The organism is Beijerinckiaceae bacterium (assembly GCA_004564215.1).
Classification (GTDB): Bacteria; Pseudomonadota; Alphaproteobacteria; order Rhizobiales; family Beijerinckiaceae; genus Methylocapsa.
This window is the reverse complement of the sequence record CP024846.1, coordinates 2,126,551-2,140,991: the sequence shown is the minus strand read 5'-3', so window position 1 is coordinate 2,140,991 and position 14,441 is coordinate 2,126,551. Positions and strand designations below refer to the sequence as shown.

Genomic DNA, 14,441 nt, shown 5'->3' with positions numbered 1-14,441 from the left:
CTGCGGCATGGCTCCCAGCCGCCCCTGGACGAGAGGGTCCCGCTCGGATACGGCCGCTAACTCCGGACGGTGAACAAGTGATGGTGGATCGCGAAATCCGTGACGAAGTCACCCACGATGAAATGGCCAATGCGATTCGCGCGCTGGCCATGGATTCGGTGGAAAAGGCCAAATCCGGCCACCCCGGCTTGCCGATGGGCGCCGCCGATATTGCCACGGTGCTGTTCACCAAGGTGCTGAAATACGACATCGCGGACACCACCTGGCCGGATCGGGACCGTTTCGTCCTGTCCGCCGGACATGGATCGATGCTGCTTTATGCCCTGCTCTACCTGACCGGAGAGCCGAGCATGACCATCGAGCAACTGCAACGGTTTCGTCAGCTTGGCTCGATAACCCCCGGCCATCCCGAATACCGCCACACGCCCGGGGTGGAGACAACCACCGGCCCGCTGGGACAGGGTCTTGCCACTTCTGTCGGCATGGCCCTGGCGGAGCGGATGTTGAACGCTGAGTTCGGTCCGATCGTCGATCATCATACCTTCGTGCTCGTCTCCGACGGCGATCTGATGGAAGGACTAAGCCAGGAGGCGATCGCGATCGCCGGGCATCTCCGGCTGGACCGGCTGATCGTGCTTCATGATGAAAACCACGTCTCCATCGACGGTCCCCTGTCGCTTGCGGATTCGGTCGACCAGGTGAAACGGTTCCAGGCGTGCAATTGGAACGCCGTCCGCATCGACGGGCATGACCAGGCCGCGATCCTGCGGGCCATCCGCAAGGCACAGAAATCCGAGAAGCCAAGCCTCATCGCCTGCCGGACGACGATCGGTTTCGGGGCGCCGACGCGCGCCGGAACGTCCAAGGCGCATGGCGAGCCACTCGGACCGGAGGAGATCGCCGGCGCCCGCGGCAATCTCCACTGGCCCTATGAGCCCTTCGTTATCCCTGAGCCGATTTTGGCGGCTTGGAGGAAGGCCGGGAAACGCGGTGCGGGGCGGCGCAAGGCCTGGCTCAAGGCAGAAAAGCTGTTGCCTTCGACGGAGAGAGGTGAATTCGAGCGCCGCTTGCGCGGCGATCTGCCCGGATCTTTTGAAGAGGCGGTTCAGACCTATAAGCGCAAGCTCGCCGACGATCGCACCGCCATCGCCACTCGCAAAGCGTCCCAGGCCGTGCTGGAAGTGATCGCAAAGGCGGTTCCCGAGCTGGTGACGGGCTCGGCGGATCTCACCCCTTCGAACAACACGAAAGTCGCGGCCACCCCGGAGATCACGCCATCTTCCTATGCTGGCCGCTATATTCACTGGGGGATCCGCGAGCACGGGATGGCGGCGGCGGTCAACGGCATTGCGCTGCACGGCGGCTTTATTCCGTCCGGCGCGTCGTTCCTGACCTTCAGCGATTATTGTCGGCCAGCGCTGCGGCTTGCCGCTTTGATGCGAATTCGCTCCATCGAGGTTTTTACGCATGATTCGATCGGGCTTGGCGAAGACGGCCCGACCCATCAGCCGGTCGAGCAACTGGCGGCTTTGCGCGCCATCCCCAATATGCTGGTGTTCCGCCCGGCCGATCAAACCGAGACGCTCGAATGCTGGCAGCTCGCTCTCGAGGCCCGAAATTCACCCTCAATCCTGGCTTTGACCCGCCAGAATCTACCTGCCGTTCGGCTTGAATTTAAAACCGAAAATCTGTGCGCGGCGGGGGCCTATGAGCTGGCCCCGGCCGAGGGTGGCCCAGCCAAGGTTTCGATCTTTGCATCCGGTTCGGAAGTTTCGATTGCGCTTGACGCTAGGAGCGCTCTCTCGGCGCAGGGCGTTCCGGTCCGCGTCGTCTCAGTTCCGTGCATGAACCTGTTCTTGCAACTGGACAGCGTCCGGCGCCAGGCGATCATCGGCGATGCGCCGATCCGGATCGGGGTCGAAGCGGCCGTCCGTCAAGGCTGGGACGAACTCATCGGCGAAAACGGTATTTTCATCGGAATGACAACTTTTGGTGAGAGCGCTCCCTACAAAGACTTGTACAATCACTTCAACATCACGCCCAATGCAGTAGTCAAAGCTGCACTGCAACGCAGCAATAGTTGACGGTCAATCCCAGCCACGCGATAAAAAAGTAGCCCCTTGCGCCAATGCGCTGTTCGGGCCGGTCCGCTCGAAGAGAAGGAGATGATATGGCGATTAGAGTCGCTATCAATGGATTTGGCCGCATCGGCCGCAATGTCCTCCGGGCGATCGCGGAATCAAAGCGCAAGGACATTCAGGTTGTTGCAATCAATGATCTCGGTCCGGTCGAGACCAATGCGCATCTTCTTCGGTTCGATTCCGTTCACGGCCGATTCCCAGGCATCATAACGGTGACAAGCGACTCGATCGATTACGGCGATGGGCCGATCAAAGTTACCGCGATCCGTGACCCGCTGGAGTTGCCGCACAGGGAACTCAACGTCGACATCGCGCTCGAATGCACCGGACTGTTCACCTCCCGTGAAAAAGCCGCCGCGCATCTGAAGGCCGGCGCCAAGCGCGTTCTCATTTCTGCCCCCGGCGATCATGCCGATCTGACAGTGGTTTTTGGCGTCAATCACGACAAGCTGACCAAGGATCATCTGGTGGTCTCCAACGCCTCCTGCACCACCAATTGCCTCGCTCCGGTCGTCAAAGTCCTGCATGATGCAATCGGCATCGAAAAAGGATTCATGACGACGGTGCATTCCTATACCGGCGACCAGCCGACGCTCGATACGATGCATAAGGATCTTTATCGCGGGCGGGCGGCGGCGCTATCGATGATTCCGACGTCGACCGGCGCGGCCAAGGCGGTCGGCCTCGTCTTGCCCGAGCTGAACGGAAAGCTCGATGGGGCGGCGATCCGGGTGCCCACGCCCAATGTTTCGGTGATCGATTTCAAATTCGTCGCCAAACGCGCCACGACAACCGATGAAATCAAGGAGACGGTGAAGCGTGCTTCCGAGCAGCAATTGAAGGGTATTCTGACCTTCACCGAAAGCCCCAATGTTTCGGCGGATTTCAATCACGACTCGCATTCGTCGATCTTCCACATGGATCAGACGCGAGTGATGGAGGAAACCTTCGTGCGGGTCATGTCCTGGTACGACAATGAATGGGGATACTCCAACCGCATGATCGATACCGCCGTCGCCATGGGGAAGCTGGTATGACGAGAACGACGCCGATGTCTCCATTCCGAACTCTCGACGACGTGGTCTTCACCGGCAAGCGGGTGCTTGTCCGCGCCGACCTCAATGTGCCGATGGAAGACGGCAAGATCAGCGATGCGACACGCATCGATCGGATCCTCGGCAATATTCGGGAGATTTCCGAAAAAGGGGGAAGGGTCATTATCCTTTCCCATCTCGGCCGCCCCAAGAACGGGCCGGAAGCGAAGACCTCGCTGAAGCCGGTGGCCGTTGAGCTCGAACGTCAAATCGGACGTTTCATCTGCTTTGCCTCCGATTGCATCGGCGATGTCGCGAAAAGTGCCGTCAATGCGATGCGGGACGGGGATATCCTGCTGCTCGAAAATACAAGGTTTCATTCCGGCGAAACCAAGAACGATCCGGCCTTCATCGATGCCTTGGCCGAGATTGGCGATATTTACGTCAACGACGCTTTCTCGACCGCCCATCGCGCGCATGGCTCGACCGAAGGCTTGGCCCATAAGCTGCCAGCCTATGTCGGCCGCACCATGCAGTATGAGCTGGAAATGCTGACCAGCATGCTGGCGGATCCAAAGCGGCCGTTGGCTGCGATTGTCGGCGGCGCTAAAGTCTCAACCAAATTCGAGCTTCTCGGCAATCTCATGCGCCGTGTCGAATATTTGTTTGTCGGCGGCGGCATGGCCAATACATTCCTAGCCGCGGCCGGAAAGCCCGTTGGAAAATCGCTCTGCGAGAAGCAATTTGCCGATGTCGCCCGCAAGATCATGGCCGATGCCGACGCCGCAAATTGCAAGCTGGTACTACCGGTTGATGCCGTCGTCGCTTCGCGACTGGAGCCGAACGTGCCCGTCCAGACAGTCGATGTCGATGCCATCGGCGAAAATCAAATGATCCTCGACATTGGACCGCGCACCATTTCGCAAGTTGTGGGGCTTCTTGCTTCGGCCCGAACGCTTGTGTGGAATGGGCCTGTCGGAGCCTTCGAGGTGCCTCCCTTCCACACCGGCACCATGGCGCTCGCCAAAGTCGCGGGACAACTCACCAAGGCCGGCGCGCTCGAAACCATCGCCGGCGGCGGGGACACGATCGCAGCGCTCAATCAGGCCGGGGCGACACAAGACTTTACTTATGTCTCGACGGCAGGCGGCGCGTTCCTGGAATGGCTCGAAGGGAAAAGCCTGCCCGGGGTCGAAGCGCTGCGCTGGGCTAACGGCAGAAACGCGTGAGCAGCGCTGGCGCGCTTCTCAGGGGACTCGCCTCTGTGCGGTTGGAGACCGATCCTCGGAGCCATAGATCTTACAAAAAGTGGCGCTGCCCGACCCAATCAAGAACTGATCGGTGAAGAGTCTGAAGGAAAGAATGTTATGAAAACATCAGCAATATGTTTTTTGACTGTTCCCATGCTTGTCGCGGGCTCTCTGGCGTTGTCCGGATGCGGTCGAAGTTCAAGCAAAACCACCCAAATATCCTATCGGCCGCTCGGCATTTGCAAAGGCTATGAAACGCCAGCCGGTCCTGTGACCGCGGGGGCAAACAAGGGCTTTGCGGTCTTTAAAATCGAATCCGTGGACAATACAAAATTCGACGGCAGCTTTATTTTTGCGCCGGTGCGGCTTTTTGTGAACCAATCCCCGCCTACACTTGCGGCAGGAAGTGCCAATCGCCGCTTTGTGCATGCCGATCCGAGATTCGCCCAGATCATGGGCTTTACGAGCATCCCTGAGGAAACCACCCTCGCGGCGGGTGACAAGCGCGACATCAATAGTGTTGTTCTGATTCCCCTTAACCTAAAAAACCCAAGCGGTGGGGCCGAAGCCAATCAGTTCAGTTTCGAGCTGGCCTATGACACCGGGGAGGGAGAGAAAGGCGAACAGCAAAACGTCAATGATGGAATCGTTTTCACCGTAACGAACCCAGCCGATGCGAAGTGGACGGTGATCGAGAATTGCAAAGAGCTTCCACTCAAATAGCGGTCGCCAAAAAGAAAGAGACCTTCATGATGAAGGTCTCTCAAAAAACGTTTGGATATGAGGCTCTGCAAACCGCCCTGCTCTTGGCAAGGCTTGCCATGCTTTAATTGCCGGTCATCAAGTAAGCGCTGGGCGGCAAGGTCCACCAGAGATAGAGCGCATAGAACACATATAACGGGATGGCGAGGCGCGTGAGCAGCAGAATTTTCCACAATATGTCGGCGTGGCGCTTGTCCCTCGCGTCGATATCGCGACCTGCCGTATCGTCTTTCATTAACATCGCGGTTTTTCCTCTCGCGGATACGCTGGTGTTATTCAGCGTCTAGGTTCAGCTCGGCTCGGCTGACTTTAACCTGGAAGCGTAATCGCTAATCTGATTTAAGACAAAGAAATCGTTTTCTCGCCACCTGCGACAAATTGGCTCGAATTGCGCGCAATGTTCGGTCAGTCCCGGATCTCAGCTCTACCTTCGCTTCGTCTTGATCATTGAGCTTGCTGGCGCAGCTGACTTTCGATCCGGAACGGATGCGCGGGATAGACCCCCAGGATCTTCATTTCCTTGCAGAAGAAAGCCAGCTCTTCGAGGGCGCGGGCAAGCGGTGGGTCGTCGGGGTGAGCGTCGACGTCCGCCAGGAATTGGGTCGCCGTGAACTCTCCCTCGACCATGTAGCTTTCGAGCTTGGTCATATTGACCCCATTGGTCGCGAAGCCGCCCAGCGCCTTATAAAGCGCCGCCGGAACGTTTCGGACACGGAAAACGAAGCTGGTCACGATTGGGCCGGCGCCACGCTTTGCCCATTGGGCGGTTTTGGCCAGGACGACAAAGCGGGTCGTATTGTGGACCTCGTCTTCGATGTCTTCGGCGAGCAAATCGAGGTGGTAAATCTCCGCTGCCAGCCGGGTCGCAATCGCGGCGCGGCACGGATCAGCCCATTCCGCAACTTCACGCGCAGAGCCTGCGGTATCTCCCGTCACATGCGCGGCAAGCCGATGTTGGCGAATGAACTTGCGGCACTGGCCCAGCGCATGGACATGGCTGTAGACCGACTTCAATTCGGCAAGCTTGGCGCCCCTGATGCCAAGCAATTGAAAATGGATCGGCAAAAAATATTCGCCGACAATGTAAAGGCCGGACCCCGGTAGCAAGTGGTGGATGTCGGCGACACGCCCTGCGATTGAATTTTCAATGGGGATCATGCCCAGCATGGCCGTGCCGTCGGCGATCGCCCCCAGAGCGTCCTCGAAGGTGGCGCAAGGGAGGGGCTCCCATTGCGGAAATACGTTTTTGCAGGCGATGTGGGAATTGGCGCCCGGCTCGCCTTGATAGGCGATCTTACTCACGGTCATTGCGTCCTCGGTCCGGTTCGGGCGCTCGGGGGCGATCTGCGTCGCCTAAGCGAACTTGAACGCCGCGGGCACCCAAAAATCCAGGGCCAATAAGAGCGCGATCGAAATCCCAAAAGCGATGGGAACGCTCGCGCGAAAGGACCTCCTATAGAGGGCCGCAAAGACGAACACGTTCCAAACGAATAAGGGAAAGAGCAGAAAATTGGCAAGCTCCATCACGTTGATCTCCGGCAAACCTTGCATCTGATAGGAGACAACGAGGAAGAACCGCAGAAAGGTCGTCACAAACAGCACAATCGCGCCGCCGAGGGCCAGTGCGGTCAGCGTTTGGGTGAGCCTTTCGTGGTAGCCGGAAATCCGGGCGCAAAGAATGGTAACAGCACCGAGCACAAGGGCGCTCCCGACCCCGATTCCGACCGCCTTGATGAAGGTATAATCCATGATATTGCGGAGGAAAACCACGAAAGCATAAGTGCTGAGGCTCATGCCGAGCAGCAAAATTGACTTGGGAAAGACTTCCGGTCCGACCTGCCAGCTAACAATATCGACAAGGTTTTGAATGGGGGATGGCAGGGCGATTTTCATACGCAAGCTCGACAATTCAAAAGAGGGAGGCAGCACCCGGGTCAAGGTTTACGGCGCCTTGGACGGGCATGCAGCTTGTAAACGGATTTCCGGTCAAATGACAGGAGGTGGACGGGAGGAGAGCGCCGCACCCCCGACCGGAGCCAACGCGGGGGCGCCGGGATCGCTCTAAAAACGTCGCCACCCTTCATGCGGTTTCGGCAATAAAGGGCGGCAACGGTTAATCCGCACCAGCCTGTGTCAGGCCGCCGCTTTTGGCGGGGCATGCTTGTGGCGGCTGTAATACCAAAAGCCAAAGACGCCGCCCACGGCGGCTACAACCATCAAACCGTAAAGCAGTATGTTTTTTCCGAGGGTTTGCCCCACCGAGAAGGGGAATTGAGACACGTAAGTCTGGCCATGGCCGTTCTTCACCGTGACGATACCGATGAACTTTCCTTCTTCCGGGAAAGTATGCTCAAAAGTCAGAGTACCTGTCGGGTATTTTCTCGGCGGCAAATAAGCGATGGTAATCGGGTCCAGCACTTCGGGGCTCGCCAATTCCGCATCGGTCAGAACCGGCAACCCGTTCATGCGGGTGTGGGTTCCCAAGTCCTTGATAATACGGATTTCGGTGTTCATATCCCGGAGTTCGGTGTCCTGCATGTCGAGCGCGACAACAGTCTGCCCGGTGCTTGGAATATCGTCACAGAATTCTTCCCGGGAATTTTGCGGCTGATAGCCGGTAAAGAACATCAGATCGGGACCGATCCGCAAGACGCATCTGTTATCCTGCATGCCCACCCCACCATGCGCATGCGCGGCCGAGGTGAGCAGAACCATGGCAAAAAGCCATGCGGCTATTCCTCGTATTATCATTATTTGACCTCCCAAAAGACTTCCCCCGCTGGGGCATAGCTCCAGCGGGGGATTCTGTTTCTTATTTATCCACTCTATGCGGACCGTTCAAGATAGATCTCAGACGGGCATAAAGGTTGGGATCACGGCGCCGCCGACTTCGATGGCATACCGGGTTCCTGTCGGCGAGAACAAGAACAGGAGACCAGCAAAGGAGCTGTCGACGTCATAGGCAAGACCCGAGAGACGTTCCGTATCCCACCGCGCGTCCTGGATGGTCAGGGTGATGTCTCTGGTTTCGCCGGGCTGGATCGGAGAATTATCGCTGAGCGACAAGCCTCTATCCGCCAACAGGTAGTCCGGATAGTCCACCTTGCTGGTGAAGACGTCCGGGTTCAGGAAGCGAAGACCCGCAGTCGCGAATTCGCCGATCCGGAGGGGTTCCTTGCCTTCGTTGGTGATTTTGAAGTTGGCCACCAACTCACGTCCAGGAACCTTGTAGGAACCGCCGAGATATTTGATTGCAACTGGGCCACCCACTGCGCCGGGGATCGGCTCAATGTTTCTGATGAGACCGGCCTGCAGCGGAATGGTGTTCGGATACTGGCTGGCTACGATCGCGTAGAAGATAATGACCGTACCCAAAACCGCTCCGAGCACGATTGCTCCAACGGTACGCTCTTGCGGGGTGATCAGTTCTTCACCCTTGCCAGAGGCAACGGCAACGAACCGGCCGATGAAGCCGCGCTTGCTGAACCAATACCAAATCCAGGCCGCGCCCGCGACTGCCCACAGGAGATGCCACAGATAGATCTTGGTGGTTTGGAAGTCTTCAAGATCGACAGTCGTGCCATTCAGCAGCTTAATGTCGTCCCGGAAGTCAGCCATGTTGCCTTTGATGTCGATGTACTGGCCAGGGCCGGGAATTGGACCACCAGTTTCGACGCTCAGCTGCACATGGGTATGCCAGTGACCGGGGCGCCTTGCCTTGAGGAGAACCCGGAACTCATAGGTCTCGCCCAGTTTCAGGGTTTGCGAACGGGGGGTGAACTGCCCGCCGACGAACACCGCTTCTCTGACCGCGACCGGGCCCGGCTGACCCACGTTCAAGAAGGCGTTGTCCGGCACGTGCACTGCCGCCGGCCACGCATTCATGATGTGGAGCTTGCCGGAGATTTCGTACTCTTCGTTGACGTTAACAGTCGTCTTCGACCACTTCAGATCATACCAGTTGAGGGTACGCATCCGGAGGAACGCCGCCTGCGATTTCTCGCCGTGGGCGTCGGCCGGGCCGGCGGCTGCCATGGAGGCGACGAGTCCGACGGCCAAACCTAAGGCCCAGACCCTCCCCGCTTGGCGCTTGGCAACGCGCGCCAATGAACTTAGCATTGTTGTTTTCATTGCTTACTCTCCCACACGGCAAAGCCGTGCATATTGCTAAAATTCGACCTCTGTCCTTTCGGGACTTTGCGGCAACGGGTTAGATTTTCTCCATGTACTTCACGGTGGAGAACATCTTGCCGATGAACCACCAGACGAAATACACGATCATCGAGACGAACCCGGCGAAGAATGCCGCGACGCCGACGACGTCTTTACCGAAGGTACGCATCGTGCCGCGTTCGATAATTCTGATGTATTCAGGCATCGAGGTACGAACGTAGTGGAAGCCGATGAGATCAGCGACGCTCATGAGCAAGCCATATTGCTCGGTCGGCTGATGGAACGGAGCAAGGATGACCCAATTGTTCGGGTACATGAGCAAGGAGAAGCCCATTGCGCCGACGATTGAGGTGATGATCCAGCTTTTGCTCAGCAGCAGGACGAGGTCGAGGAAGAGCGCCATCGGGATAAGCGATGTCGGCCAAACAAGGCTGATCGGGAAGAAGGTCCAGCCCCAGAAGTTGACGTAGCGGTTAATCCATTCGCCGACGAGCAGGCCGAGGCAAAGGAAGGTCGCGCCGATTGGCAACCGGAAATGGTTCCAGAAGTAGTAGTGAGCGGCTGCGGGGAAGGTGATCAGCATGATCGGCAGCACGGTCGGCCAGAAGCGGCGGTCTTTCCAGTCCACCCAGAAGTCCCAGTCACCCATCGTGAGCATCGCGTGGACGTGATAGCCACCGATCATGATCAGGAACAGAGCGGTCAAGAAAAGAAGATCGGCCGTCCTAACGAGATAGGCCGCCTCGGCGCGGGATTTGAACGGAGAGCTGGCGGCCCCGGCTGTGCCGAGGTTTGCCGCCTGAACCGGCGGATTTGAACCCGCGCCGCCCTCGATGCCCGGCGATGCCGAGATCGATTCGGTCACGGGGCCATCCCCGGCCTTATTGAACGTGTTTCTACCCATACTATCCTCCCAGTTACTCCCCGGACCTAATCGGCCGGATTAACGGAGTAAAATTTCAGTTGGCTTAAAGACTTCTTCATTCAGGCCCGGAACGGCCGCTTCCCGGTTTACAGGCTTCCGGAAAGCGGCCGAATTCTTGGGCCGAACGCTACCGATCGGACCAAGGGGGTCCTCAACGCCAGCGCTTATTTATTCAGCCGGTTCGAGACCGACCACGTCTTCATAGCCCGCGCAAAGCTCCATGATACGACCGAAGATTTGCAGCGACACGCCGAAGATGGCGAGGGTGAACCAGCCGAAGAAGACGAACATCCAGTGCAGCGGAGCAACGAACAGTTCCTCCATGAACCAGAAGGTGTGACCCCATTCATTGAGACCAACGTTCGGGAAGATCATGAACGGGCCAACGAACAGGAGAACGTAGGCAATCGACCACCCCTTGAGGGCGAAGGTCGGAAGCCGTGTGCGGGCATACATGAAGCCGCCCACGCCCATGACGATATACATCGGGTAGCTCATATAGAACTCGATGATATGGCTAGGCGTGAAGTCGGTATCGCGGATAACCGTCATATGCCAAGTGCCGTCCTGCTCCGTGAAGTAGCTGGCGCCCCAGTAAATCGCGACACCGTAGACGAAAACCCAGCTGAGCAGGTAGAAAATCCTGCGAAGTTCTTCGCGCGGTTGGACGCTCGCGATGTCTTTGTCGCGGGTCTTCCACATCCAGCCGATCAGCGCGAGGAAGGAGATCAGTTCGACCGGTTCCTCGATGTAGAGGATGGTCATCCAGTAGGTTGTGAACTCGGGAGCGAACGAGTCGAGTCCCGCGTACCAACCGAAATACTGCTCATAGATACGAACGCAAAGATAGAAGACGCACATTACGGCGGTGCCGATTATTACTGGCTTTCCGTCGAATACCGGCGCTTCGGTGACGGCGGCAGCCTCACCGGCGCGTGTTGTTCCTGTTACTAAGCTCATGTCACTAGCCTCTTAGCTGTTGAGGATTAAGACCAGAAAAAGGCGACGCCACACTAACCCGCCCGGCTGACCACTTACGGTCATTGCCTTCGCGGCCGACGACGCCAAAAGACCGGTCTATCTCCAATTCCCATGTTTAGAGCCGCCCCTGGGAAGGGACAATATACTGGAGGGCGGGACTAAATGACACCTGAAGGGGTAGTCTATACCTACCTATAAAGGTAGGTTTTTGGATTCTAGCTCGGAACCGGGAGGAAAATATAGGTCTGCGAGCCCAAGTTAATCTTTACCACAGTTCAGCGTAATAGAGCATTTACAAATATGTAATCTGTATTGATAAGTATAGCGACCGCAATTTTTTATATAAAATCCACCGATGCTGTCGAGCATACGTAACAGTGTCTAGCGATTTTATATCACAGGTGCCAATTAGTATTTAACTTAGAATGATTTGTATTTAGGTCAACGGGTTTTTTAACGGCTCTATTTGACTAGTTAAGCCAGAGGTCGATTTCCTGAAAGTGTGTGTGTTTTGTCACTTTCGCGTCTCCAACTCCAGGCTGGTTTTGCAAAATCATCGGTGAGGCCTATCGCTTGTGTTTTCAATGGTTTAGATGATAAGGGCGTGCGTCGGAGGGGGAGGGAAGCCCAAAGCCAAGCCGCGATAACCCTAAGAACGGTTGAGTTAGGCCCTAACTACTTGGAAATAAACATGAATTTGTGCAGCGCGAGGATGCAAGGACGGTGGAAACTTCCGGCACTCCGGCGCTTGCGGCCCACGCGCGGCCGTGGGCCCGCCCTATTCCTGGCAATGTTTGCGTTCTTGCAGATGGGTGTCCTCCACGCGGCGGAAGCACCTTGCCCTACCCAGGGAGCCGCCTCAGCTGTGGTGAGCTCGGTCAGCGAACGGCTCGAACTCACCCTTGTGGACGGCCGCCTCATCAAACTCGCGGGCGTCGACCCGCCTCGCCCGACGCCGGACGATCCGGCCTTGGACACAAAGACCCGAGACCGTCTCGCCAATTGGCTTTCCGGCCACGAAATTAGGTTTCGCGCGGCCGAGCCAAACCCGGATCGCTGGGGGCGGCTGATTGCCTTCGTTTTTGATATGGAGCCGGATCAAATCACCCCGGGACCGGCGCGCATGTCGGTCGGCGAAGCGCTTCTCGATGCCGGTCTGGCCCGCTATGAGCCGGGCGCGGCGGCCCGTCCTTGCCGCAGCGCGCTCCTCGCCGCGGAGAACGGGGCGCGGGCCGCGGGGCTTGGACTTTGGGCCGATCCGTATTATGCGGTCCTCGCTGCAAGCGATCGGCAATCCTTCGCCGAGAAGGCCGGAACTTCCGTCATTGTCGAGGGCAAAGTTGCCAGCGTCGAGAATCGGGGTTCACGCGCCATTCTCACTTTTGGGCCACGCCACGGCTGGGACGAATTTTCGGTCAAAATCTTGTCGCGCAATATCAAAGCTTTCGACGGGGCCGGAAAAGGTCTTTCAGATTTTATCGGCAAGACCCTGCGTGTCCGTGGGCTTCTTGATACGCATTTTGGACCACATATCGAGATTTCTAACCCGGACGAAGTCGAACTGATCGAATTGGCGCCCGATGCGACCGCGACGCGGGCCGGCGCCTCGACCTCCCTGAAATAGGGCAGCGGAGCGAGATGAGGTTTTTGATGATCATCGCCACTTCCTGGCGATCGAAAAAGAACTCTCGAGCCGGATTCGCCATGCTGTGGGCGGCTGCGGCCTCGACGGCGATCCTGCTTTCGGCCTGCGCCACGATCGAGCCTCAGGATAGCTCTTTCAATTCCGCCCAATCCGCGCCGCCGCCCCGCGCCGCCGGGGGCGGCTCCAAGCCCTCGGGCGAACACCGGCGCATGATCGCCTTGTTCGATGGGGAATATAAATACCCGTCGGCGGAACGCTATCTCAACGATATTTTGGTCAAGCTCGCCAGCGCCGACGAACGTGGAGGCGAGCCTTATCGCGTGACGATTCTGAATTCGCCGATCGTCAATGCCTTCGCACTTCCTCCTGGCAATGTGTATGTGACACGCGGACTCTTGGCGCTCGCAAACGACACGGCCGAAGTTGCCGCGGTCATGGCGCATGAGATTGCCCACATCACAGCAAATCATGCCGTCCAGCGGGAAGAAGAAGAAAAGCGGGCCGCCGTGATCAGCCAGGCCGCGAGCGTCATCCAAAACAAGCAGAAAAGCGTCGAAATCGAAGCCATCGCCCAACGCACGATCGCCAGCTTTTCACGGCAGCAGGAACTTGAGGCCGATGCGATCGGAATCAAAGTCATTGCACGGGCCGGATTCGATCCCTACGGCGGCGCTCGCTTCCTCGGCGCGCTCGGCCGTTCGGCGGCGATGCGAAGCTCGCTGATTGGACAAAATGCAAGCTCCCGCAAGCCGGACATGCTTGCGACCCATCCCTCGACTCCCGAGCGGGTCACCCAAGCCATCATGGCAGCCCGCCAGATTGGCGCGCCCGGTATCGGTACGGCGGATCGGGCAGCCTATCTCGCCGCGATCGAAGGCATGACATTTGGCGACGATCCCTCCGAAGGTGCGATCAGAGGCCGGAAATTCGTGCATGGGCGATTGGGTTTTGGGTTTCTGGCTCCCGAAGGTTTCGTTCTTGAAAATGCGTCGCAAGCGCTGCTTGGCGTGAAAGCCGGTGGCACCGAAGCCTTGCGCCTCGACAGTGTCACGCTGGCGCCGGAGACCTCGCTCACGAGCTATATGGCTTCGGGCTGGATCGATGGCCTGGTCGAGAGTTCGATCGAGACGACCGAAGTCAATTCCATGCCAGCCGCGACCGCAATCGCCCGCGCGGGCGAATGGAGTTTTCGCCTCGCCCTGATCCGGTTCGAACCAAATCGGGTGTATCGTTTGATTTTCGCCAGCCGCACATTGACGGACGCGGCAAAGGACCGCTTCCGTGCCTCGATCGATTCATTTCATCGTGTTTCCGACGATGAGGTGCGCGCGGTGCCGCCGTTGCGGATCGGGATCGTTGTCGCCAAGACCGGCGAAAGCGCCGAGGCGATGGCGACGCGGATGGCGGTTCCAGATCGCGCACTCGAATATTTTCTGCTCATCAACGGACTGGAGCATGGTGGGCCGTTGCACTCCACCGAACGCTACAAGATCGTCATCGAATAAAGTTTTTTCAACGGGGAAGTTTTCA

12 protein-coding genes are annotated in these 14,441 nt (G+C 57.8%); 6 read left to right on the top strand and 6 right to left on the bottom strand.

From position 1 onward, the window contains the following. Positions 1-80 precede the first annotated feature (80 nt). From tkt to CU048_09990, 4 genes are all read left to right on the top strand, one after another. Entirely contained in the window at positions 81-2,084 is a 2,004-nt protein-coding gene (gene tkt / locus CU048_10005) for a transketolase (protein ID QBR71554.1), read from the top strand. A gap of 86 nt (positions 2,085-2,170) precedes the next feature. Then, a complete protein-coding gene (gene gap, locus CU048_10000) occupies positions 2,171-3,178 on the top strand; it encodes a type I glyceraldehyde-3-phosphate dehydrogenase (protein QBR71553.1) in 1,008 nt (335 codons plus the stop codon). A 14-nt stretch (positions 3,179-3,192) separates the two neighbouring features. Next, on the top strand, positions 3,193-4,404 hold the full coding sequence (gene pgk, locus CU048_09995) for a phosphoglycerate kinase (protein ID QBR72833.1): 1,212 nt from the start codon (positions 3,193-3,195) through the stop codon (positions 4,402-4,404). A gap of 174 nt (positions 4,405-4,578) precedes the next feature. Next, positions 4,579-5,148 carry a hypothetical protein gene (locus CU048_09990; protein QBR71552.1) on the top strand — a complete coding sequence of 190 codons (570 nt, stop codon included), beginning with the start codon at positions 4,579-4,581 and terminating at the stop codon, positions 5,146-5,148. A gap of 483 nt (positions 5,149-5,631) precedes the next feature. Here CU048_09990 and CU048_09985 read toward each other — a convergent pair whose 3' ends face one another. From CU048_09985 to CU048_09960, 6 genes are all read right to left on the bottom strand, one after another. Then, positions 5,632-6,495 (bottom strand): prephenate dehydratase, encoded by an 864-nt coding sequence (locus CU048_09985; GenBank protein ID QBR71551.1) that lies wholly within the window; start codon positions 6,493-6,495, stop codon positions 5,632-5,634. A 45-nt stretch (positions 6,496-6,540) separates the two neighbouring features. Further along, positions 6,541-7,080, bottom strand: coding sequence for a hypothetical protein (locus CU048_09980; GenBank protein ID QBR71550.1), 540 nt, complete (start codon positions 7,078-7,080; stop codon positions 6,541-6,543). A gap of 240 nt (positions 7,081-7,320) precedes the next feature. Then, positions 7,321-7,938 (bottom strand): hypothetical protein, encoded by a 618-nt coding sequence (locus CU048_09975; protein QBR71549.1) that lies wholly within the window; start codon positions 7,936-7,938, stop codon positions 7,321-7,323. A 99-nt stretch (positions 7,939-8,037) separates the two neighbouring features. Then, positions 8,038-9,318, bottom strand: coding sequence for a methane monooxygenase/ammonia monooxygenase subunit B (locus CU048_09970; GenBank protein QBR71548.1), 1,281 nt, complete (start codon positions 9,316-9,318; stop codon positions 8,038-8,040). A 79-nt stretch (positions 9,319-9,397) separates the two neighbouring features. After that, positions 9,398-10,264 carry a methane monooxygenase/ammonia monooxygenase subunit A gene (locus CU048_09965; protein QBR71547.1) on the bottom strand — a complete coding sequence of 289 codons (867 nt, stop codon included), beginning with the start codon at positions 10,262-10,264 and terminating at the stop codon, positions 9,398-9,400. A gap of 189 nt (positions 10,265-10,453) precedes the next feature. Continuing rightward, entirely contained in the window at positions 10,454-11,245 is a 792-nt protein-coding gene (locus tag CU048_09960; GenBank protein ID QBR71546.1) for a methane monooxygenase/ammonia monooxygenase subunit C, read from the bottom strand. 712 nt (positions 11,246-11,957) lie between these two features. On the opposite strand from CU048_09960, the gene CU048_09955 reads away from it, so the two are divergent. Continuing rightward, positions 11,958-12,890, top strand: coding sequence for a hypothetical protein (locus CU048_09955; GenBank protein ID QBR71545.1), 933 nt, complete (start codon positions 11,958-11,960; stop codon positions 12,888-12,890). 14 nt (positions 12,891-12,904) lie between these two features. Then, on the top strand, positions 12,905-14,416 hold the full coding sequence (locus tag CU048_09950; protein QBR71544.1) for a Zn-dependent protease: 1,512 nt from the start codon (positions 12,905-12,907) through the stop codon (positions 14,414-14,416). Positions 14,417-14,441 lie beyond the last annotated feature (25 nt).